Raw genomic sequence first — 21229 nt, 5'->3', positions numbered from 1 at the left:
CCATGGAATTTGTTCGCAATGCTTGGTACGTCGCAGCCTGGTCTTCCGAGATCGACGACGAGCTCCGTCGTTTCACGATCCTGGACGAGCATATCGTCATGTACCGGAAGACGGACGGCACGATCGCGGCTCTGGAGGACCAGTGCCCCCACCGGCTGCTTCCCCTGTCACTTGGCAAGCGTATGGGAGACGATATCCAGTGCGGATATCACGGAATGACGTTCGACTGCGACGGCAAATGCGTTCGCATACCGGGCCAGAGCAATCTTCCGAGCTCGGCTTACGTCGTGTCCTATCCGGTTCACGAACGCCACGGCATTGCCTGGATCTGGACAGGCGACAGGGAAAAGGCTGACCCGGATGATATTTTCGACATGCCGGAGTTCACAGACCCCAACTGGCTGGCCCATCAGGGCGATGCGCTGCATCTGAAAGCAAATTACCTGAACGTCGCCGAAAATCTCGTCGACCCGGCTCATGTGAGCTTCGTTCACCCGACAACTCTCGGCAACGCCGCTTCGGAAAACATCCCGGTGCATGTTTCAACCGAGGGGAAGACGATCGTCGCCTGGCGCTGGATCCGGGACGCGGAGCCGATCGGTTTCTTCAGGAAGTTCGGAGGCTTCACGGACAATGTCGACCGTTGGCACTACTACTATCTCCATACGCCTTCGATCGCAGTGATCGATTTCGGCAGCGCTCCCACCACCGACAATCTGGCGGAAGACGAACGCGACAAAGGCAACAGGATTTTCGCGCTGCACTTTCTCACACCGGTCACCAAAGACCACACGATCGACCGCTGGATGCACGTTCGAAACACGGCGATTGACGATGAGGCAGCCTCCGAAAGCATGGACGCCATGTTCAGGATCGCTTTTCAGGAAGACAAGGAGGTGCTGGAGGCCATTCAGCAGGAAGAAGACCGGCCTGCCAAGCGCCGTCCCATCCGCATTGCCATCGACAAGGGACCGATGGTCTACCGAAAGCGCATCAGCGAACTCATAGAGAAGGAACGGACGCAAGATCTCGCGTCCAATCCGACCCCTGCCTACGTCTACCACGACTGATCTTTCAACAAGCGGGAACCTCGCGGCGGATCAGACCAAACGATACAGAGCGACCGAAAAAGGCGCCGCAATCACCTACCAGAACGAGGGAAGTAGAATGAGTTTAAAAACCTTAGTGGCGGCAAGCGCCGCCTTGCTTGCGGCAACCTGTTCATCCTTTGCCGCGGACAGCATCAAAATCGGTGAAATCAACCACTACAAGAGGCTGGCCGCTTTTGCCGAACCCTACAAGAAGGGTATCGAACTCGGCCTGAAGGAAGTCAACGACGCAGGCGGCGTCCTGGATCGTCCGTTGGAGTTCATCTTCCGTGACGACAACGGCAAGCCTGGTGACGCCGTCAAGATTGCCGAAGAACTCATGACCCGTGACGGCGCGGTCATGCTCACCGGGACGATCCTTTCGAACGTCGGTCTCGCAATCGCGTCTCTTGCCGGTGAAAAGGGCTATATCTACCTGGCCGCGGAACCGCTTGCCGATGCGCTGGTCTGGGAATCCGGCAATCCGTACACATTCCGCCTGCGCACCTCCACCTTCGTTCAGGCAGCCATGCTGGCCGAAGAAGCTGCCAAGACAGATGCTGTCCGGTATGCCACGATCGCTCCCAACTATGCCTACGGCACTGCCGCTGTTGCAGCTTTCAAGGAAAATCTGAAGAAGCTCAAGCCGGAAGTGGAATTTGTCGCCGAACAGTGGCCTGCTCTGTTCAAGATCGATGCCGGAGCGGAAGTCCAGGCAATCGAAGCGGCAAAACCGGATGCAATTTACAACGTCACCTTCGGTCCGGATTTGCAGAAATTCGTCCGTGAGGGCTCTACTCGCGGCGTATTCGACGGCCGAAAGGTCTACGGACTACTGACCGGTGAGCCGGAATATCTCGAGCCGCTGGCTGACGAGGCTCCGGAAGGCTGGTTCGTTACCGGTTATCCCTGGTACAGCTTTACGGAAGGGCCTGCCAGGGATTTCGTGGACACCTACACGGCTGAATACCCGGACGAAACACCCAAGATCGGTTCCATTGTCGGCTACATGACCGTGAAAAGCATCGCAGCCGCACTGGAAAAAGCCGGATCGACGGAGACACCTGCTCTCCTTGCGGCCTTCGAAGACCTCAAGGTCGATACGCCCATGGGCGAGATTGTCTATCGCGGCATCGACAATCAGTCGACCATGGGGGCATACGTGGGAACCACAGCCCTGAAAGACGGCAAGGGGGTCATGGTTGACTGGTCCTACAAGGACCCGGTCCCCTACATGCCGAGCGACGAAGAAATCAAGGCGAAACGTCCGGCTGAATAAGCCTGCACTTCACCGAAGACTTTCCCGGCGCGGGGTCTCTCCGCGCCGGCCCGTCAAATCTTTGCGTAGGAATGGTAACTCCCCATGGGTCTTTTTGTTGCTCAGATCCTGACAGGGCTTGCAAACGCCGCGGCTTTGTTTCTGGTGGCCTCCGGGCTGTCACTGATCTTCGGGGTTACCCGGATCGTGAACTTCGCACACGGGTCGCTCTATATGCTCGGTGCCTATTTCGGGATAACCCTGATGAACACATTGCCCGGGGCCTTCGGGTTCTGGGGCGCGATCCTGCTATCAGGCCTGATCGTCGGACTCATCGGCGTCATCATTGAAATGTGCGTCCTCAGGCCGGTTTACCGCGCCCCGGAGCTGTTCCAGCTGGTGGCGACCTTCGGTGTCATTCTGGTCATTCAGGATCTTGCGCTGATGATCTGGGGGGCGGAGGACCGCCTTGGGCCTCGAGCTCCCGGGCTGAAATCCGTTGTTCGCATCATGGGCGAACCCGTTCCACAATATGATCTTGCGCTGATCGCGATCACGCCCTTCATCCTTTTGGGCCTGTGGTGGCTTATCACCAAAACACGCGTCGGAATTCTTGTCAGGGCCGCCACGCAGGACAGGGAAATGGTCGGGGCCCTCGGGGTCAATCAGTCTTGGCTCTTTACCGGCGTGTTTTTCCTCGGGTCTGCATTGGCCGGGCTCGGTGGCGCGATCCAGCTGCCGAAAGGCGGGGCTGATCTCCTGATGGACCTGAACATCATCTCCTCGGTTTTCGTGGTGGTTGTCATCGGCGGCATGGGGTCAATTCCCGGTGCTTTCGTCGCTTCTGTTCTGATTTCCGTTCTCAACGTTTTCGGTGTCGCCTACCTTCCCCAGAGCACGCTTGTGCTGATGTACGTCGTGATGGCTGTCGTGCTGCTTCTGCGGCCTTACGGGCTCTTCGGACGCGAAGAAAAAGCTGGAGAGCATGGTCAGTCCGGCGAACCCGACAGGCCCATCCGTCCGGCGGGCCTGTACGGCCGCTTGGCGGTTGCTGCGCTTCTTGCCGTGCTCGCTCTGGTCCCCGCCTTCAGCGGAAGTTTCACGCAGGTCCTGCTGACCGACATCATCATCTTCTGCCTGTTTGCGGCCTCATTGCAATTCATACTCAGCACGGGAGGCCTGGTCAGCTTCGGTCATGCCGCCTACTTCGGTGGTGGCGCGTATGCAGCCGCGCTGCTGGTTTCCTACTCGGACACCCCCATGGAGATTGCGTTTCTGTTTGCCCCTCTGGCCGCGGGCCTGCTGGCGATCCTCTTCGGCTGGTTCTGTATCCGGTTAAGCGGTGTCTATTTCGCCATGCTGACGCTGGCCTTCTCCCAGCTGATCTGGTCTGCGGCCTTCCAGTGGTACGAAGTGACAGGCGGCGATGACGGACTGGTCAATATCTGGCCCGCCGAGTGGCTTTCCGGAACAACCGCCTACTATTATTTCACGCTGATTGTCGGGGTGGGCGGCATCATCCTCTTGCGCCATCTTACTCATGCACCCATCGGCTATGCGCTGCGTGGCACACGAGATAGTGCGCGCCAGGCGGAAGCGACCGGGATCAACGTCAAGCTGATCCAGTGGCTGGCCTTCTCGATTGCGGGCGCTCTTGCCGGTCTGGCCGGAGGACTTTTTGTCTTCTCAAAGGGCTCGATCTTCCCGAACGAACTGGAAATCTCCAAGAGTTTTGATGCCTTGATCGTGGTCTTTCTCGGCGGTGTGAAAACACTGTCCGGAGGCGTGGTCGGCGCGGGTTTCATGGAAGTGGCCAAAGACTGGCTCACACGGCTGGAATATTGGCGGCTGATCCTGGGCCTCGTGATCATCGGCGTTGTCATCATAGCTCCTGACGGCATTGTCGGAACACTCCGAAAGGTCAGTGAACGCATCGGACTGCGCCGGACAGAGGAGTTCATGAAATGAACGCCGTGCTCAAGGTCAACGGATTGAACCGCTTCTTCGGCGGCATCCAGGCGGTCAAGGACGTAAGTTTCGAAGTCGCCGCCGGAGAACTCAAGGCTCTGATCGGCCCGAACGGTGCCGGAAAATCCACATGCTTCAACATGCTCATGGGTCAGTTGCCCCCCTCTTCGGGAAATGTCTTTCTCAACGGGGAGGAGATAACCGGAAAGCCGCCACGGGACATCTGGCGCCGGGGTGTCGGCCGCACTTTTCAGATTACGGGCACGTATCAGAGCATGACGGTTGCCGAGAATGTCCAGATGGCCCTGATGTCTCATCACCGCAAGATCTTTGCCATCAGGCCCTACGCCTACAAGCTCTACCGGGAAGAGGCAACGGAGCTCCTGGAGATCGTCGGCATGGCGGATCAGGCCGACCGGGCCTGCGCGATCCTGGCTTATGGCGATCTCAAACGCCTGGAACTTGCGATCGCCCTTGCCAATGATCCGACACTGCTGCTCATGGACGAACCGACTGCCGGAATGGCCCCCAAAGAGCGGATCAAGCTCATGCAGCTGACCTCTGATATCGTAAGCGAGAGGGGCGTCAGCGTTCTCTTTACCGAACACGACATGGATGTGGTCTTCGCCCATGCGCACCACATCATGGTCCTGAACCGCGGTGAACTCATTGCCGATGGCACAGCCACGGAAGTCCGCAACAACAAGAAGGTTCAAGAGGTCTATCTGGGTGGCGGGATGCTCTTCAACAAGGAGGACGCCCATGCTTGAAGTCACATCCCTCAACAGTTTCTACGGCAAGGCGCATATTCTGAGCGATCTGAGTTTTTCCGTCGGCCGGGGCGAAGTGGTGGCACTGCTGGGGCGCAATGGCGCAGGCAAGACAACGACCATGAAATCCGTGATGCAGCTGGTCCGCCCGAAGTCGGGCTCCGTCATCTTCGAAGGGACCGACATCGCAGGACAGCCATCACATCGGGTTGCCCGGCTCGGTGTCGGTTTCGTCCCAGAAGAGCGGCGCATCTTTACCGATCTGACCATCCTGGAAAACCTCGAGGTTGGCCGTCAAAAAGCCCGCAGCGATGCTCCCGAGTGGACCCTGGAGGCCCTGTTCGAGATTTTTCCGAACCTCTGGGAGCGAAGGCACAACCGCGGCAAGGCCATGTCCGGCGGCGAACAGCAGATGCTGACCATTGCGCGCACACTGATGGGCAATCCGAAACTCTTGCTGCTGGACGAACCCTCTGAAGGCATAGCGCCCGTCATCGTCGAGCAGATGGCAAAGACCATTCTCCGGTTCAAGCAGGAAGGCCTGACTGTTATAATCTCGGAACAAAACCTCCATTTTGCCGGAGCCGTCGCCGATCGGGCCGTTATTATCGAAGGCGGTGAAAAGAAGTTCGACGGGTCATTTTCCACACTTGAAAACCAACCCGAAATCCGGGATGCCTATCTGTCTGTCTGAATGGCCGCAAAGGCGACAAGGAAACACTGTGAACGATCAAGCCGAACAAGCACTGTTCTCCGAAGCGAATGAGCCGGGCGATGACGTTTCCGATCACGGCTACGTTCTGGATGAACAGATCGGCTACCTTCTCAGAAAGGCCTATCAGCGCAATGCGGTGATCTTCTCCGAAAAGATCCAGGATCTTACCCCGACTCAGTTCGCTGTCATGGCGCGCCTGACAGAGCTGGGCCTGGTTTCACAAAACCGGCTGGGCAGAACGGTTGGACTGGACGTGGCGACAACAAAGGGTGTTGTCGACCGATTGAGCGCGCGCGGTTTGCTGCAATCCGAAAAGGATCCCGGCGACAAACGCAGGCAACTGATCTCATTGACACAGGAGGGGCACCGCTACTTCGGTGCAAACGCTAAACTCGGCCTTGAGGTGTCCACCGAGACAATCGCCCCGCTGACAGCAGCCGAGCGGCGTACCCTGTCCCGGCTTCTGAAGAAAATTCAGTAAGCATTCAGCCAGGCGGCTCGGTTGCATGCGGACCGGCCAGCAAAGGCCGTTGACGTTCCAGAACTCCTGTCTGAAAACCAAACACAAAATCACATTGCATGACTTGCGACAGTCCGGACCCCCGCATCGGCCATTGCCTTGCGGGCCGCGTCCAGAGAACCGTCCATGTCGATTGCCCGGCAAGCATCCTCGATCAGAAACGTTTCAAAACCGAGCACCGCGGCATCCACCGCCGAAAAAGCCACACAGAAGTCGGTGGCCAGCCCTGCCAGAAACACCCGTCGCAAGCTCCGCTCCTTCAAATAGCCGGCAAGGCCGGTCGGCGTTTTCCTGTCGTTTTCAAAGAACGCCGAGTAGGAGTCGATCCCGCCCCGGAAGCCCTTCCGGATCACAAGTTCAACGCCCGTCAGAACAAGATCCTTGTGAAACGCGGCCCCCTGACTTCCCTGGATACAATGATCCGGCCACAAGGTCTGCGCCCCATAGTCCAGCTCCGTCAGGGAAAATGGCTCTTTTCCCGGATGCGAACTGGCGAACGACGAGTGTCCCGACGGGTGCCAGTCCTGCGTGACCACCATGTGCGAAAACTTTTCACCAAGCCCGTTGATCGGCGCAACAACAGCGTCCCCGTCGGCGACGGCCAATGCCCCTCCGGGACAAAAATCATTTTGAACATCGATTGCGACAAGCACGTCCCGGTCAGTGATTGGCATGTCTGTTCCCCTGTCTTCTTCGGTCATTTGAAAAGTTGCACACTTTTTTATCACGCCAATTTAGCAGGCGAATCGCCGTTGCCAACCCATCATTCAATTGTTAGCATACACACGATTTGAAAGGTGCGTTCAGAAGGCCTGCAATCCGGTTTACAAGTATGATCGAGGGGATCAGTCAGATGGGAAATTTGTCTCGGCGCCGTTTTTTGTCGGCCACAATGTATTCAACCGGCGGCGTACTCGCGGCCGCCAAATTTGCCGCCCCGGCAATCGCTTCATCGCAACCGATCAAGATCGGAGCGGTTCTGCCTTTCTCGGGCGGGCTGGAGTTGTTCGGAAACCAGGCCAAGCTGGGACTGGATCTCGCCGCGCAGGAGATCAATGCATCCGGCGGCATACTCGGACAGCCCGTTGCAGTGATCTACGAAGACAACAAGACCGATCCGAAAACCTCCGTGGAACGTGCAACATCCCTGATCCGGCGCGACGGGGTGCTCGCTCTGAGCGGGCCGATCACCTCAAACGCCCGGGATGCGATGGCGCCAACGGTCAAGCGCATGAACACACCGCTTCTTTACGCGACCAACTACGAAGGCGGTGCATGTGACCGCTACATCTTCGGGTTCAACACGGTCCCCAACCAGGAACTGGAAAAACTGATCCCGGCCCTGAAGGAAAACGCAGGCGACAGCTTCTACATGTTCGGCGCGGACTATGTCTGGCCGCAAAAAATGTTCGAGACAGCTTCCGGGCTGATCGAAGATCTCGGGGGCAGCGTCGCAGGCACCGAGTTTACGCCCTGGGGCGTGAAGGACTTTGCACCCGTCATTCGCAAGATCAAGGACTCCGGGGCGAAGGTTCTGCTGTTCGCTCTCCCGGGCGCGGATGGCATCACCTTCATCAAGCAGGCGGAAGACCTTGGCCTTCTGGACGAAGTGACGGTCGGTTTCCTCGGGTTTGCCGAGACATATCTTGGCGCATTTGGAGAGGGCAAAGGCCAGAACATGTGGGTGACGGTTCCCTTCGCTGCCTCTCTGGACACACCGGAAGCTCAGGACTTCGTTGCCAAGATCCGGAAATCCGCGGGCGTGGGAACACCGATTTCCCACTATGTGATGACCCACTACAATTCCCTGAAAGCCGTGCAGGCCGCGCTGGAGAAAGCTGGAACTGCCGACAAGGAGGCGCTTGTCGACGGGCTAGAGGGCCTGACCATCGAAACCCCGACCGGACCGCTCACGATCGGTGCCGCTGATCATCATGTGACCATGAACATGTATCTGGCAAAGACCGAGGGACGAGACCTCAAGGTTGTTGAGGCGCTCGGCAGCCTCGCTCCGAACGCCCTGTGTTCCTGAACGCCGGATCTGAAACAGCTCATGTCCGGAAGCGGCCTGGAGGTTCGGGAATTGTTCAAGAGTTTCGGCGGGGTCAAGGCCATCGCCGGGCTCGATCTGACGGTTGGTGCAGGCGAACTCCTGTGCATCATCGGGCCGAACGGTTGCGGAAAAACAACGTTCTTCAACCTTGTTTCAGGTTTCTTGTCGCCGACAGCCGGGACCGTGTCGCTTGACGGGAAATCCCTGGTGGGGCTGGCCCCACACAAGATCGCCCGCCTCGGCATTGGTCGCAAATTTCAAGTGCCGTCGGTCTATGATGACCTGACGGTTCGGGAAAACCTGGAAGTGGCGGCTTTTTCAAAGGCGGGACAGCGCGGGCTGCTCGGTTTGTTGCCGCATTCCGGGGAAAAGACTGCTGATACGAACGGCATTCTTGAGACAATTGCGCTTTCAGATCTTTCAGAAACGACCGCCGGACACCTGTCGCATGGGCAAAAACAGTGGCTGGAAATCGGAATGGTCCTCGGCATGGGCCCGAGTCTTGTTTTGCTGGATGAGCCCACCGCCGGCATGACCCGGCAGGAAACGCAAAAGACAGCTGATCTCATTTCCAGTCTGATGGCTCGGGGAACCGTCTCAATCATTCTCATCGAACACGACATGTGGTTCGTGGAGGAACTCGATTGCAGGGTTGCGGTGATGATGGACGGTAAAATCATTGCCGACGGAGGCTATGAAGACGTTCGAACGATGAAAGCCGTTCAGGAGGCCTATCTTGGTCCAGCCACTCCTTGAATTGATTGAAGTCACGTCAGGATATGGCGAAGGGGCGGTCCTGCAGGGTTTGTCCTTGAGTGTCGATGCGGGGACGATCGTCGGATTGATGGGGCGAAACGGTGTCGGCAAGTCCACGCTGCTGAAAACCATCATGGGCACCATAAAGCTGCGCAATGGTCAAATCCGGATGTCCGGGCGCGACATTACGGGTGCAGCGCCGTTCCAGGTCGCCGCCTCCGGCATTGGTTATGTTCCGCAAGGACGGGAAATTTTCAAGGACTTCACGACTGAAGAGAATCTGTTGCTGGGCAACTTGAAGGCGACCAGAGAGGACCTTGATGAAGTCTATCGTCTTTTCCCGGTCCTGCGCGAGCGGGCCAAAATGCAGGCCGGTGCCTTTTCCGGCGGGCAACAGCAGCAATTGGCAATCGGCCGGGCGTTGATGGGACAGCCTGATTTGCTTCTGCTGGACGAGCCGTCCGAAGGCATTCAGCCCTCCATCGTCACCGAAATCGGACAAATGCTGAAACAGATTTCCGAAGAAAGGGGCGTAACCATCATCCTCGTCGAACAGAATATCGATATGGTCACCAGGATCTGCAGCCGCGCCGTCTTTATGGAGCATGGATCCATTCAGGGCGAAGTGCTCGCCAGTGAAATGGCCGGTAATTCCGGTGTGATTCAAAAGTATCTGGCATTTTGACATGAGCGAACTGGCCATCATCCTTCTCGACGCATGCAACTATGCACTCATCCTGCTTCTTGTTGCGCTGGGACTTGCGATCATCTTCGGGCTCATGAATGTGATCAATCTCGCCCACGGCGAGTTTCTCATGCTTGGCGGGTACGTCTTGCTGGCTGTCAAAATGTCCGGTGGATCCTTCTGGATAGGTCTGGTCCTTGCTCCGATTGTCGTGGGCCTTGTCGGCCTCGTCCTTGAAGAGTTGGTGATCCGGCGCATCTACAGCCGGGTAGTCGATACAATCCTGGCCACCTGGGGCATTTCCTTGCTGATCAAACAATTGATCGTCATCGGATTTGGTCCGGGCTCCTACTCCGTCGAAGCGCCATTCAGCGCAGCGGTACCGATCCTGGGAACGTCCTACCCGTCCTACCGGCTGTTCATCATGGCGGTTTCGATATGCTGCGTGACCGCAACATTCCTGTTCTTTTTCAAGACAAGAACCGGTTTGGCCGCGAGAGGTGTGATCGCCAATCGGACGATGGCCGCTTGCCTCGGGGTCAATACGCGCCGGCTCGATCGCCTGACATTCGCTTTTGGAGCAGGGCTTGCCGGCCTTGCCGGGGCAGTCATTTCACCGCTTGTTTCCCTGGATCCGCAAATGGGGCTTGGCTTTTTGGTACCGGCCTTTCTGGCCATTCTTGTCGGTGGGCTGGGGACCATCACAGGCCCGGTTGCAGGTGCAAGCGGAGTTGGACTGGCCGATAATCTGACGGCAACATTCCTGTCCCCGGTCTGGGCACAGCTCGTGGTGTTCGTGCTTGCCATTATCGTTATCCGCCTGGCCCCCGGCGGCCTGCTTGCTCACAAGAGACGCAAAACATGATCCGGAAAACGCTTGAGACCGCAGACACACAAGTACTGACCGCGCTTGCTTGCCTTTTCATCCTTATCATCATGCCCGCGATCTCCGCCGAATGGCTCCTGGCCGACCTGTCGATATATTTCTCCTATGCCCTGTTTGCAGCCAGTCTCGCGTTTGTCTGGGGGCATTGCGGATTGTTGTGCCTGGGCCAGGCGGTCTTTTTCGGACTTGGCGCTTACGCCATGAGTTTCGTCACTCTGGGAATGGCTCCCGGAGCGGCGGGACTTGTCTCCACATGGGCCGGACTTGCGGCGGCCATGATCGTTCCCGCCCTCTTTGCCTATGTACTTGGCCTGTTTTTGTTTTCGGCCAAAGGGCTTGAAGGCGCCTTTTTCGGCATCGTGACGCTCGCGGTTGCCTTCGTCGTTGAACGGTTGTTTATCAACTGGGACTTTGCGGGTGGGCTCAACGGGCTCATGAATGTGCCACCGATAAACCTTGGCCTCAACGGAGGTGGGTTCGAGGTCTGGGAGACCGTCCCGCTTTACTATGCGGCGCTCGTCACCCTCGTTCTCGGTTTTTCGGTGCTCACGGCCATTCTTCGATCCAGGTGGGGACTTGCGGCAAAAGCCCTGTCCCTGCATGAAACCAGAACCCTGGCTCTCGGATATGACACAACCGCATACAAAGCGACGGCCTTCGCCATCGGCGCGGCGTTCGCAGGCTTGGCCGGCGCTTTGTTTGTGACCCAGTTCGGTTTCGTCTCACCTTCCCTGATAGGTTTTACCCTGTCTGCGGAGGTCTTGATCTGGGTTGCTTTGGGCGGGCGCGGCATGCTGATTGCCGCCTGTCTCGGGGCAATTCTCGTCCGTGTTCTGGAAAGCAACCTGTCCTCGGTCTTTGACGAAACATGGCTTGTGTTTCTCGGAAGCCTTTTCATCGCTTGTGTCATGTTTTTGCCGCGCGGCCTGATTGGAGACATCATCTACCGGCTCGACACGATACGCGCACACGCCAGGAGCGCCTGAATTCATCCTCAAGGGCTGCTGTCTCCGCCATCATGCTTTCCTGAATGAGATCTGTCGTGTCACCAGCGCTTTCCGAACCGCTGCGGAAAGGATCCGGTTGATGAGCATGTCTGCGAGGCGCTCAAACGTCAAAAAGCCCGCAGGATTTCTCCTTGCGGGCTTTTTGTTTATTTGCGTTTGTTTGGTTGCGGGAGCCTGATCACACCGAGACCGTGACGTTTGCCGCGATCACACGAGCCTGCTGCAACTGTCAATCCGGCTTGAGCGGCAACCTGTTTGAGGACGTCGCGGTCGGCAATTGCCTGCGAGAGTTCGGCTATTTCAGGCTCATTCGTCACGACGGCTCTCGACTTCAGAGACATAACCGAGGGCTCAGGGCGGAGTACATCAGATGCAGTTCACTCTTGCCCCTCGTAAAGCCCACATGAACCAAGCCCCGAGCTTTGAGCACCTCTGGCGCTGCAGTCCGCAATGAGGGGTTCGATTACGGCTTCACTCAGATAGGACAGCCGTTTGGAGGGCAAAAGCCGTCCTTAAATCCCGGTTTTGCGGCTTATCAGGACCGCCAATCGTTCGGTTGAGGGCGCGTTGCAGAGCGCGCGCGTTCAACCCCTTGTCGCCACGGAAAGCGCGTGCATGGTGTCAATGGAGACCCGCCTGCCGTTGATTTTTGACCAAAGCGATTTTGGAATTCCAGCGGATCGGCCGGTACCTGCCCTTACTATCGATGAACCGCTCCGTCAGAGCAATTTGATCGCGCGTTCGGATGTGTCGCGGATGTGTTGTTCGATCAGGTCGCATGCGAGATCGGCATCGCGTGCGAGCGTTGCTGCCATAATTTCGCGATGCTCTTCAAATTTCCGGACGCCGAGACCCTCCGGGGCCCGTTTGGTGACAAAGCGGTACCGGTCGAGCTGGTCGAACATGATGGACCGCAGCCGAAACAGCCATGTTCCCTTGCAGGCCGCGACGATGGCTTCGTGGAATTCACGGTGACGTTCAACCCATTCCGAATGTCGCTCCATCCGCCGTTCCCAGGGCAGCATCTCGATGAGGCTGAGCCGATGGTTCACGGCAACGATGTTTGTTTCCCAATCTTCACCGCCATGTTCGATGGCTTCGCGCACGGCGCGCTTTTCGAAGTTGATGAAGTGGTCGGTGATTTCGATGAGTTCTTCGGCCGAGACGGGGGCAACCCTGAAGCCCTTGCCGGCTTCCACCGTGACAAATCCTTCGGACGAGAGTTGTGAGAGAGCTTCGCGCAGCGTGCCGATCCCAACGTCGTAGCGCTTCGTCATGTCTGCGAATTTCAGCCGGGTTTCCGGCTCGAAGACGCTGCTCACGATATCTGTGCGCAAACGCGTCAGCACGTCACGTTGTCCGGTCCCGCCGGAGTTCAGGGATCGGCTGTTTGTTGTTGTCAAACTACCAGGCGTCACGCGGTTCTCCAGTCTGGATCAATCTTTGCCACGGCGCGTGCACAGCGCATCAATCGCCTGCCTTGGATTTTTGAATATCTCATGTATGCGCGAATGAATACCGGTTTTGAGAAAAGGGGTTCAATTTTCATTTTTTCGAGCATACACTTATTTTCGAAAATGTGAAGGTTAACGAATGAAACTGCTCTCTTTTTCCCGTAACGGACGTGCCTCCTGGGGGGCTGTCGTGGGAAAGGGCCTCGTCGATCTCGGGGCGCGTCACGCAAGCAAATACCCTGATCTCAAGTCCTTTATCGCAGCCGGCATGCCGCCCGATGTGCTGGCAGGCCTGACCACTGCGGAGTTCGACATCGGAGACATCGACTTTTCTCCAGTGATTCCGAACCCTGACAAGATCGTGCTGGCGGCCATCAACTACTGGGAGGACGAATCTGACCGGGACAAGGCTCCGGCCTATCCGGTGCTCTTCCTGCGCTTGCCGACTTCGCAGATTGGTCATGGCGCGCCGCTGATCGAGCCGCATTCCTCGCAAAAGCTGGATTTCGAGGGCGAGCTGGCCGTCATCATCGGAACCGGCGGACGCCACATCCCCGCCGAGCGAGCGATGGAGCATGTGGCCGGGTACTCGATCTACAACGACGCCAGCGTGCGCGACTGGCAAAAGCATTCTCACCAGTTCACGCCCGGCAAGAACTTTACCGGAACCGGCGCTTTCGGGCCGTGGATGGTGCAGGCGGACGACCTGCCCGATCCCAAAGAGGGGATTGCACTGATGACGCGGGTCAACGGGGTCGAAAAGCAGCGCACGACCACATCGCGGATGATCTTCGATGTTCCCTATCTGATTTCCTACATCTCCACGTTTGCACCGCTTGCGCCGGGCGATGTGATCGTGACGGGAACCTGCACGGGTTTTGGAATAACGCGAGACCCCAAGGAGTTTCTGAGCCCGGGGGACGTCGTTGATGTCGAAATCGAGGGAATTGGAGTGCTTTCGAACGCTGTGGAGGCTGAATAATGAGCCCGCCGTCCTGCTTTGATCGGCTTCCGTTGAACGTTAATTTATTCTATGATAGTAGAACTTTCGAAAATCTCTTGCATTTGCGAAAGTGCATGCTATGCCAATTGGAAAATAGCAGGAGGAGGCTTTGGCCATGAGCTATCTGGTGAACTCGGTGGGACACGTTCAGCTGAACGTGGTGGACATCGAAGCAATGGTGCGTGAATCCTGTGACATTCTCGGATTGCGCGTAACCCGGGAGAAGGCTGGCTGTGTCTGGCTGTCTTCCAATGGACGTATGGTCGAACTGGTCCTGCACGAGGCCAGCGAAAACGCGATCCGCTCGCTTGGATTTGAGGCGGTGTCGGAAGCGGCTGTGGCAGAAGCGGCAAGCCGGGTCGAAGAAGCGGGCTGCAAGCTTGTCTCGACCGAGCCAAGCCTTGATTGCTGCGTGACCGGGATGCAGTTCGTGACGCCTCAGGGGCACACGTTCGAACTTCACGGTGCCGCTGAAACGGTAGTTTACGGCAGGCGGCACCCGACACCCGGCATGGCGCCGCTCAGGATCGACCACGTCAACATTACCTCGCCCGAGCCAAAAGAAACCCGCGCCCAGATGGAAAAGATCATGGGTATGCGGCTTTCAGAGCGGATGGTGGATGACGGGCTGAGCTGGATGCGGGGGGCGAACCGGTTGCATCACATCCTCGGGATTGTGCGGGGCGATACGGGTCTGCACCATTACTCATGGGAAGTAGTCGAATTCTCGGATTACTGCCACCTGGGCGATCGCCTCGACACTATCGAAAAGAACTTCATCTGGGGTCCGGGCCGCCACCGGCCCGGCGACAACACCTACGCCTATTACATCGATGCCTGCGGCGCGATGGTTGAATGCGCGGGCAACATGGCGCTGATCAACGATGATGATCGCTTTGAGCCAAATGTCATCACCGCACTCAAGCGCCCCGACAACATTCGCGTCATGAATGTCTGGGGAGAGCCTGCACCGCTGCCGTGGCGCGAGCATCGTTTCCCATGGGCCGCTCCAGCAGCCTGACGATCAAGAAAAGGAAGAAATGCGTGACAAAACTTGGGATCCTGGAAGGTTCATTACGGCGCGCTTCGCTGTCCCGTGCTGCAGGCCGCGCTGCGGCAGGCTTGTTGCCTGACGGCATGACGGCGGTGGCGCTCCCGAACCCCGGCAGCCTGCCGTTGTTCAATCAGGACGTGTTGGACGAAGGCATGCCTGAAGCCGTCAGCGCGTTCATTTCTGCTGTCGAAGGCGTGGACGCCCTGTTGATCGTGACACCCGAATACAACTGGTCCATTCCCGGTGGACTGAAGAACGCGATTGACTGGCTGTCCCGCAAGAGCCCAGGTCCGCTGGCCAACAAGCCCGTCTCGATCTGGAGTGTTTCTCCCGGCCTTCTGGGCGGTGCGCGGGTGCACGAAGGGCTGCGCCACACGCTGTTGTCGCAGGACATGATGATAATGGCCAAGCCCGAGGTCCAGATCGCAGGCGCCAAGGGCAAGCTGGATGTGGACGCGGGCAAAATCGTCAATGCCGATACGGAGGCATTCTTGCGCGGCCATCTGTCCAGCTTCGCGAATTTCTGCAACTCATGGGGCGGCGCATAAGCGCTGCCGCCAGCCGACACCAAAGAGGCGCACCCAAATGGAACATTCGCTAACGTTCATGTCCGATGGCCTGAAACTGTCTGGCGTGTTGCACGTGCCCGAGGGCCGCAAGCCGGGGCAGCGCCTTCCGACATTTATCGTCTTGCACGGTTTCGTCGGCACCAAGGACAAGTCGCACGTCGAGCTTGTCGCCCGCATGATCGAAGAGATGGGGTATTGTGTTTTCCGTATCGATTTCCGCGGCTGCGGCACGTCGGAAGGCGCACGGGGCGAGGTGCGGTGCCACGATCAGGTGGCCGACACGCGCAATGCACTCTCATTCATTTCGCAGCGTGAAGAGGTCGACCCTGACTGCATCGGCCTCACCGGCCACAGCTTCGGGGCAGCGGTTGCCATCTTTACCGGTGGCGTCGACCAGCGGGTTGCCTGTGTCCTGTCGCTTTGCGGCTGGGGTGACGGGGAACGCAAGTTCCGCGGCCAGCATCCAACGCCCGAAGCCTGGGCCAGGTTTACCGGCATTCTGGAAGACGGGCGCAGGCACAAGGCCGAGACCGGCGAAAGCATGTGGGTTTCGCGCTTCGACGTGGTGCCTATCCCGGAAGAGTTGCGCAAGAACCTGTCGCCGCACGCTCAATTCGAAGTGCCGGTCGAAACGGCGATCTCCATGTACAATTTCCGCGCCGAGGATGTCGTGGCCGACATCGCGCCGCGTCCGCTGTTGCTGTTTCACACAGCTGGCGACGTCATCACACCGATGGAGCAATCGATTAGTCTCTTCCAGAAAGCGGGAGCGAACGCCGAACTGATGATACCAACGGGCGTGTCGCATTTTCCGCTCTCCGACGAAGATGCGCCGCACACCCGCGCGCTGATCGACGCCTGGCTGAAGAAATTCTTTCCCACCCCGTTGAGCGCGATCTCGTGACGATGTTTCGCGCAGATACCCTGAAGGCCTATGCCGCGGGCCTGCTTGAGGCCGGGGGATACAGTCCGGCCCATGCGGAGCGCACGGCGGATATCCTCGTGTGGGCAAATGCGCGTGGTGCGAACTCGCACGGGGTGCTGCGCATCCCGCGTTACATCGAAATGGTGCAGCAAGGCCTGATCGATCCTGTAGCCAATCCGCAAATCGTGAAGCACGATGGCGCCATATGCGTTGTTGAGGCTGCGCGCGCGCCGGGCCCTTCGGCGATGGTTACCGCGATGGACACCGCCATCGATATTGCAAGTCGTTTCAACATCGGCTGGTGTTCTGCGCGCAACATCACCCATGCCGGCGCCATTGGCTACTTCGCCCTGCGGGCGGCAGAGCGTGGTTATATCGGGCTTGTCATTACAGCCTCGGGACCCCTGATGGCCTACCATGGCGCCAGGGTTTCGGGCTTGTCGACCAATCCGATCTCGATATCTGCGCCATCGGGGGGGCGGCCACTGCTGCTCGACATGTCCACGTCGACCATTGCACTGGGAAAGATCATCCATGCGAAAGACGCGGGCACCAAAATTCCGACCGGATGGGCCATCGACGCGGACGGCGCGCCTGCTACCGACCCGGCACAGGTGGCCACGCTGACACCGATGAGCGGTCCCAAGGGATCGGGCCTGTCGCTGATGATCGAGGTCCTGTCCAGCGTTCTGGTGTCAAATCCGGTCATCGCAACAGTGCTCGGCGGCGGAAAGGGTGCCATGAACGGGGCCGCTCTTGCGATCAAGGTGGATGCCTTCGGTGCACCAGACGTCTTTACGGACCACATCTCGGAACTCGGCCAAAGGTTGAAAAACCTGCCGAAAACGCCAGACACAGACGAAATACTGTTGCCGGGAGAACGTGGATTTCGTCTGTCGGAGACGCGGATGCAGGATGGCATCCCCGTGGCGGATGGCACGCTTGCCCGGTTGGCCGGTCTGGCCGACAAGCTTGGCGTTCCACAACCGGCCGCGACAGTGCCGGAAAAACCATAAGAAGCGGAAACATGGACAGCGCCTGGCAACCGGCGTTTTGGGAGGAAACCTTGGCAGAAACTGAAGATCATGGAGGTCAAGGCAAGGTACTTGCCGCCACAAGCGGCGAAGTGCTGTTGCTGGCCGGTCTTGCCATGCTGTTCTTTGCCTGGGGGTACCCCACAGGCACGCTCAATCAGATGGGGCCGGGGTTCATTCCGCAAACCGTCGGTGGTCTGCTTTCCTGCCTTGCTGTCGCAATCATCATCATGGACCTGCGGGCACCCGAACAGGCGAGCGCGGGTGTGATGCACTGGCGTGGCCTGATCTTCATATCCGCAGCCATCACCATCTTTGCGGTGCTCGTGGATGTCGCGGGCCTTGTGCCGTCGATGTTCCTGGCCGTGGCGGTTTCCATGTTTGCCGATAATCAGGCCCGACCGATCCCCGTCCTCGTCTACGCCGTCATCGCAACGCTCCTGGGCTGGCTCCTGTTTCTTGTCGCACTCGAGCTGCCGATTCCGGCGTTTTGGACGTAGCTATGCTCGATCAGTTCCTTCTTGGTCTTTCGGTCGTCCTTCAGCCACATGTCCTCATGTACGCGTTCATGGGCGTGTTCCTTGGACAGCTTATCGGCGTTCTGCCCGGTGTCGGAGCGATCACGGCGATTTCGTTGCTGTTGCCAGTGACCTTCTACCTTGATGCGACAACCTCGATGATCCTGTTGGCGGGCATTTACTATGGTTCGCAATATGGCGGGTCCATTGCGTCCATCCTTCTGAACCTGCCGGGCACGCCGTCTTCGGTCGTGACCTGTCTGGAAGGCTATCCGCTGGCGCAGGAAAATCGTGCCGGGCTTGCGTTGTTCGTGGCAGCCTTCTCGTCTTTCGCGGGTGGTATGGTCGGCGTGTCGATCCTGGTTCTGGCCGCGATCCCGATGACCGTCATCGCCCTGAAATTCGGCGCGCCCGAATATGCGATGCTGGTCATACTGGGTCTGCTGGCGGCGTCCATGATCGGGTCGGGTTCACAGATCAGGTCCTTTGCGATGGTCATCCTCGGCATTGGCCTTGGATTGGTCGGAGCGGACGCGACGACGGGCTACTACCGTTTCGTCGCGGTGCCGGAACTTGCCGACGGGATCAGCCTCGTGTCCCTCGCAATGGGGCTGTTCGGAGTGAGCGAAGTCATCCGCAACGCGTCTCAGCGGCCAGCGGTGGGTACACCGCCCCTGTCGGTCAGCATGCGGGACGTGATCCCGACACGTGCGCAGGCACGGTCGCTGGTGTTCCCGATAATCCGCGGGTCAAGCATCGGCAGCTTCTTCGGAGCATTGCCGGGAACCGGTGCTGCCATCGCATCCTTCATGGCCTATGCAACGGAGAAGCGGTTTTCGAGAACTGCGGAGAAGTTCGGCAAAGGGCACTTGCCCGGTCTGGCGGCTCCTGAATCCGCAAACAATGCAGCGTCACAAACCGGGTTCATACCGACCCTCACGCTCGGTGTTCCGGGAGATGCGGTGATGGCACTGGTAATCGGCGCGCTGATCCTCAACGGCATTATTCCCGGCCCGCGCTTGATGGTGGACCAGCCGGAGCTGTTCTGGGGCGTCATCGCGAGTTTCTTCGTGGGCAACATCATTCTGCTGCTGATCAACATTCCGCTGATCAGGCTGTGGGTGCTGTTGCTGCGCATTCCCTACCAGAAGCTCTACCCGATGATCGTGGTCATGATCTGTGTCGGTGTCTATTCACACCGGACCAGCGTGACCGACGTGCTTATGACGCTGGCGTTCGGGATCCTCGGGTACCTGATGAAGAACTTTCGGTTCGAACCTGCACCGGTCCTGCTGGGCTTTGTGCTCGGGCCGCTCCTGGAAGACAATTTCCGTCGAACGATGTTGCTCTACGGCGGCGACTTCACGGTTTTTCTGACGCGACCGATCAGTGCAGTCCTGGTCGCCTGCTCGGCATTCCTGGTCGTGTTCGCGATCTGGTCGGGCGTCTCCAGCCTAAGAACGCGCGCGCGCTCCACGCCATGAGCGCGCGTCAGGCCTTTCCTAGCCCGAGGCACAATCCAGGAAACTAGGGCTTAAACAACTGGGAGGAAGACAATGTTCAATAAACTTCTAACAGCACTGCCGCTCATGGCGGCGCTGGCGATGCCGGCGGCAGCGCAGGACTTCCCTGAGCGTGCCTTGCGGATCGTCCACGGGTTCGGCGCCGGCGGCAATGCCGACACCGTTTCGCGCATCATGGCCGAGGAAATGTCCAAGACGCTTGGCCAGCCTGTCGTGGTGGAGTCGCGCCCGGGCGCGGGCGGCACCGTTGCTTCCGGCTATGTGTCGAAGGAAGACCCGGATGGCTACACGATGCAGTTGATGGTCGGTGGTCATGCGGTTGCCGCGGCGCTTTACAACAGCCTGCCTTACGAGTCGGTTGATGGCTTCACCTTCATCTCGACCCTTGGCCAGTTCCCCTTCATGGTTGCTGCGCGCTCTGGCGAGTACGAGTCCATGGAAGCTCTGATCGAGGCCGCCAAGGCCGCACCGGGCACGATCAAGATCGGGCATTCGGGCGTTGGTTCGACCCAGCACCTGACCGGCGAATTGCTGGCGCTGCGCACCGGTGCAGACTTCCTGCACATTCCCTACAAGGGCGGCGCTGCAGCATCGACAGCACTGATGGGCGGTGAGATCGATGTCGTCATCGACACGGGTACCGTAATCCGGCCCCAGGCAGACGCGGGCGTGTATGACATCCTCGCGATCACCTCGGGTGACCGCTGGCCAGATGCTGCGGACGTGCCGACGGTTGCCGAAACGGTAGCACCTGACTTCGACATCGTGTCATGGACCGGCATTGGCATGCCCGCGGGAGTTCCGGACGATGTCGCCGACACGATCCGGGGTGCAGTCCACGATGCTCTGGCCGTTTCTGCGGTTAGCGAGAAGATCGAGTCCCTCGGCGCAAAACCCTCGCCATCGTCCGGTGAAGAGATGAAGGCGCTCATCAAACGGCAGATCTCCGTGTGGTCCGATGTGATCGACACGGCCGGCATCGAAAAACGCTGAACGAAACTGACCCGCGGACAAGTCGTCCGCGGGTCACCCGACTGATGCAGGAGGAACCACAGCATGAGCACCGAAAAGCCCGAAGACCTCTATGCCAGGATGTTGCGCCGGAACCTCTATGTCATCACCACCACACCGGCGCGTGGCCCCGGCATGCAGGAACTTCTGCCGGCGCATCTTGAGTATCAGATCAAGATGGAACGCGAGGGCATCCTTTTTGGTGCGGGCCCGCTGTTTGAAGAAGGCGAGACGGTGCCCTATGGCGGCATGATCATTGTGCGCGCCGTGGACGAAGCCGACGCCCGCGCCTGTGCTGACGCCGATCCGTTTCACGCTACGGGGTTGCGGCAATACACTCTGACACGCTGGATGCTGAACGAAGGCGCGATGACCTTCACCGTGCGTTACTCCGACCAGACTGCCGTTGTCGGCTGAACCCTTTTCAAGAGG

General features: G+C 58.5%; 22 protein-coding genes. 20 read left to right on the top strand and 2 right to left on the bottom strand.

Annotated features, from left to right (window positions below):
• Window positions 1-2 precede the first annotated feature (2 nt).
• The 6 genes from AC0VX3_RS05140 (at window position 3) to AC0VX3_RS05115 (ending at window position 6280) form a co-directional block, all read left to right on the top strand.
• Window positions 3-1070, top strand: a complete 1068-nt coding sequence (locus tag AC0VX3_RS05140) for an aromatic ring-hydroxylating dioxygenase subunit alpha (RefSeq protein ID WP_475523820.1) — start codon at window positions 3-5, stop codon at window positions 1068-1070.
• Between the two features lie 97 nt (window positions 1071-1167).
• Entirely contained in the window at window positions 1168-2367 is a 1200-nt protein-coding gene (locus tag AC0VX3_RS05135; RefSeq protein WP_475523819.1) for an ABC transporter substrate-binding protein, read from the top strand.
• A gap of 84 nt (window positions 2368-2451) precedes the next feature.
• Window positions 2452-4314 (top strand): ABC transporter permease, encoded by a 1863-nt coding sequence (locus AC0VX3_RS05130; protein ID WP_475523818.1) that lies wholly within the window; start codon window positions 2452-2454, stop codon window positions 4312-4314.
• A complete protein-coding gene (locus tag AC0VX3_RS05125; protein ID WP_475523817.1) occupies window positions 4311-5084 on the top strand; it encodes an ABC transporter ATP-binding protein in 774 nt (257 codons plus the stop codon). Before AC0VX3_RS05130 ends, AC0VX3_RS05125 begins: the two co-directional genes overlap by 4 nt.
• On the top strand, window positions 5077-5778 hold the full coding sequence (locus tag AC0VX3_RS05120; RefSeq protein ID WP_475523816.1) for an ABC transporter ATP-binding protein: 702 nt from the start codon (window positions 5077-5079) through the stop codon (window positions 5776-5778). Before AC0VX3_RS05125 ends, AC0VX3_RS05120 begins: the two co-directional genes overlap by 8 nt.
• Window positions 5735-6280 (top strand): MarR family winged helix-turn-helix transcriptional regulator, encoded by a 546-nt coding sequence (locus tag AC0VX3_RS05115; RefSeq protein WP_475523815.1) that lies wholly within the window; start codon window positions 5735-5737, stop codon window positions 6278-6280. Before AC0VX3_RS05120 ends, AC0VX3_RS05115 begins: the two co-directional genes overlap by 44 nt.
• Window positions 6281-6369: 89 nt before the next feature.
• Here AC0VX3_RS05115 and pncA read toward each other — a convergent pair whose 3' ends face one another.
• Complete coding sequence (pncA, locus tag AC0VX3_RS05110; RefSeq protein ID WP_475523814.1) at window positions 6370-6993, bottom strand: bifunctional nicotinamidase/pyrazinamidase; 624 nt, start codon at window positions 6991-6993, stop codon at window positions 6370-6372.
• A gap of 218 nt (window positions 6994-7211) precedes the next feature.
• Between pncA and AC0VX3_RS05105 the strand changes: the two genes are divergently transcribed.
• Genes AC0VX3_RS05105 through AC0VX3_RS05085 form a run of 5 tightly spaced genes read left to right on the top strand, consistent with a single transcriptional unit; the run spans window position 7212 to window position 11685 of the window.
• Entirely contained in the window at window positions 7212-8351 is a 1140-nt protein-coding gene (locus tag AC0VX3_RS05105; RefSeq protein ID WP_475523813.1) for a substrate-binding protein, read from the top strand.
• Window positions 8352-8372: 21 nt separating this feature from the next.
• Entirely contained in the window at window positions 8373-9128 is a 756-nt protein-coding gene (locus tag AC0VX3_RS05100; protein ID WP_475523812.1) for an ATP-binding cassette domain-containing protein, read from the top strand.
• Window positions 9109-9813 (top strand): ABC transporter ATP-binding protein, encoded by a 705-nt coding sequence (locus AC0VX3_RS05095; protein ID WP_475523811.1) that lies wholly within the window; start codon window positions 9109-9111, stop codon window positions 9811-9813. The genes AC0VX3_RS05100 and AC0VX3_RS05095 overlap by 20 nt, the downstream gene beginning before the upstream one ends.
• Window position 9814: 1 nt before the next feature.
• Window positions 9815-10678 (top strand): branched-chain amino acid ABC transporter permease, encoded by an 864-nt coding sequence (locus tag AC0VX3_RS05090; RefSeq protein WP_475523810.1) that lies wholly within the window; start codon window positions 9815-9817, stop codon window positions 10676-10678.
• A complete protein-coding gene (locus AC0VX3_RS05085) occupies window positions 10675-11685 on the top strand; it encodes a branched-chain amino acid ABC transporter permease (protein WP_475523809.1) in 1011 nt (336 codons plus the stop codon). Before AC0VX3_RS05090 ends, AC0VX3_RS05085 begins: the two co-directional genes overlap by 4 nt.
• A 740-nt stretch (window positions 11686-12425) precedes the next feature.
• On the opposite strand, the gene AC0VX3_RS05080 is transcribed toward AC0VX3_RS05085, so the two are convergent.
• Complete coding sequence (locus AC0VX3_RS05080; protein WP_475523808.1) at window positions 12426-13055, bottom strand: FCD domain-containing protein; 630 nt, start codon at window positions 13053-13055, stop codon at window positions 12426-12428.
• Between the two features lie 244 nt (window positions 13056-13299).
• Here AC0VX3_RS05080 and AC0VX3_RS05075 point away from each other — a divergent pair, with 244 nt between their 5' ends.
• The 9 genes from AC0VX3_RS05075 to AC0VX3_RS05035 all read left to right on the top strand — a co-directional run bounded on the left by AC0VX3_RS05075 (window position 13300) and on the right by AC0VX3_RS05035 (window position 21214).
• A complete protein-coding gene (locus AC0VX3_RS05075) occupies window positions 13300-14142 on the top strand; it encodes a fumarylacetoacetate hydrolase family protein (protein WP_475523807.1) in 843 nt (280 codons plus the stop codon).
• Between the two features lie 136 nt (window positions 14143-14278).
• Window positions 14279-15184, top strand: a complete 906-nt coding sequence (locus AC0VX3_RS05070) for a VOC family protein (RefSeq protein ID WP_475523806.1) — start codon at window positions 14279-14281, stop codon at window positions 15182-15184.
• Window positions 15163-15765, top strand: a complete 603-nt coding sequence (locus tag AC0VX3_RS05065) for an NADPH-dependent FMN reductase (protein ID WP_475523805.1) — start codon at window positions 15163-15165, stop codon at window positions 15763-15765. The genes AC0VX3_RS05070 and AC0VX3_RS05065 overlap by 22 nt, the downstream gene beginning before the upstream one ends.
• A 37-nt stretch (window positions 15766-15802) precedes the next feature.
• Window positions 15803-16690 (top strand): alpha/beta hydrolase, encoded by an 888-nt coding sequence (locus AC0VX3_RS05060; RefSeq protein ID WP_475523804.1) that lies wholly within the window; start codon window positions 15803-15805, stop codon window positions 16688-16690.
• A 2-nt stretch (window positions 16691-16692) separates the two neighbouring features.
• Window positions 16693-17727, top strand: a complete 1035-nt coding sequence (locus AC0VX3_RS05055) for an Ldh family oxidoreductase (protein WP_475523803.1) — start codon at window positions 16693-16695, stop codon at window positions 17725-17727.
• Between the two features lie 11 nt (window positions 17728-17738).
• Window positions 17739-18245, top strand: a complete 507-nt coding sequence (locus AC0VX3_RS05050; protein WP_475523802.1) for a tripartite tricarboxylate transporter TctB family protein — start codon at window positions 17739-17741, stop codon at window positions 18243-18245.
• Window positions 18246-18247: 2 nt separating this feature from the next.
• Entirely contained in the window at window positions 18248-19747 is a 1500-nt protein-coding gene (locus AC0VX3_RS05045) for a tripartite tricarboxylate transporter permease (RefSeq protein ID WP_475523801.1), read from the top strand.
• 72 nt (window positions 19748-19819) lie between these two features.
• Window positions 19820-20779, top strand: a complete 960-nt coding sequence (locus AC0VX3_RS05040) for a Bug family tripartite tricarboxylate transporter substrate binding protein (protein WP_475523800.1) — start codon at window positions 19820-19822, stop codon at window positions 20777-20779.
• 63 nt (window positions 20780-20842) lie between these two features.
• On the top strand, window positions 20843-21214 hold the full coding sequence (locus AC0VX3_RS05035) for a YciI family protein (RefSeq protein WP_475523799.1): 372 nt from the start codon (window positions 20843-20845) through the stop codon (window positions 21212-21214).
• The last annotated feature ends 15 nt before the right edge of the window (window positions 21215-21229 follow it).

It is taken from the genome of Roseibium sp. QJM3NY_11, assembly GCF_056173175.1.
Note: the sequence above shows the minus strand (reverse complement) of the source record. Positions and strands in the feature narration are given on the sequence as shown.